General features: G+C 50.7%; 8 tRNA genes. All 8 read left to right on the top strand.

Annotated elements, in window-relative coordinates:
• The first annotated feature begins 39 nt into the window (after positions 1-39).
• The 8 genes from JQ841_RS05660 (at position 40) to JQ841_RS05625 (ending at position 748) form a co-directional block, all read left to right on the top strand.
• Positions 40-112: transfer RNA gene (locus JQ841_RS05660), tRNA-Asp, on the top strand.
• A 24-nt stretch (positions 113-136) separates the two neighbouring features.
• Positions 137-209, top strand: a tRNA-Lys gene (locus tag JQ841_RS05655).
• A 5-nt stretch (positions 210-214) separates the two neighbouring features.
• Positions 215-296 (top strand) — tRNA-Leu (locus JQ841_RS05650).
• A gap of 18 nt (positions 297-314) precedes the next feature.
• Positions 315-387 (top strand) — tRNA-Thr (locus tag JQ841_RS05645).
• A gap of 22 nt (positions 388-409) precedes the next feature.
• A tRNA-Gly gene (locus JQ841_RS05640) sits at positions 410-481 on the top strand.
• A 7-nt stretch (positions 482-488) separates the two neighbouring features.
• Positions 489-574, top strand: a tRNA-Leu gene (locus tag JQ841_RS05635).
• Between the two features lie 11 nt (positions 575-585).
• Positions 586-659: transfer RNA gene (locus tag JQ841_RS05630), tRNA-Arg, on the top strand.
• A 15-nt stretch (positions 660-674) separates the two neighbouring features.
• Positions 675-748 (top strand) — tRNA-Pro (locus tag JQ841_RS05625).
• Position 749: the final 1 nt, after the last annotated feature.

Below are 749 nucleotides of genomic sequence, written 5' to 3'. Positions count from 1 at the left end.
AAGCAGAGGGTCAGCGGTTCGATCCCGTTAACTCCCATAGGTCCCGTAGTGTAGCGGTTATCACGTCGCCCTGTCACGGCGAAGATCGCGGGTTCGATTCCCGTCGGGACCGTTTGAAATAACGTAAGTTATTTTAGACTCGTTAGCTCAGTTGGTAGAGCAATTGACTTTTAATCAATGGGTCACTGGTTCGAGCCCAGTACGGGTCATATATGCGGGTTTGGCGGAATTGGCAGACGCACCAGATTTAGGATCTGGCGCTTAACGGCGTGGGGGTTCAAGTCCCTTAACCCGCATTAAGATATAATAAATGAGCCGGCTTAGCTCAGTTGGTAGAGCATCTGATTTGTAATCAGAGGGTCGCGTGTTCAAGTCATGTAGCCGGCATTTTTAGATAGAAGAAAACAGTGCGAACGTAGTTCAGTGGTAGAACACCACCTTGCCAAGGTGGGGGTCGCGGGTTCGAATCCCGTCGTTCGCTTAGAGAGGCCGGGGTGGCGGAACTGGCAGACGCACAGGACTTAAAATCCTGCGATTGGTAACGATCGTACCGGTTCGATTCCGGTCCTCGGCATAAACTAATGAGCACCCTTAGCTCAACTGGATAGAGTACCTGACTACGAATCAGGCGGTTAGAGGTTCGACTCCTCTAGGGTGCATTTTTCTATTTAACTCGGGAAGTAGCTCAGCTTGGTAGAGTACTTGGTTTGGGACCAAGGTGTCGCAGGTTCGAATCCTGTCTTCCCGAT

Source organism: Streptococcus mitis (assembly GCF_905187535.1).
In the GTDB taxonomy this organism is placed as follows: Bacteria; Bacillota; Bacilli; order Lactobacillales; family Streptococcaceae; genus Streptococcus; species Streptococcus mitis_BS.
Note: the sequence above shows the minus strand (reverse complement) of the source record. Positions and strands in the feature narration are given on the sequence as shown.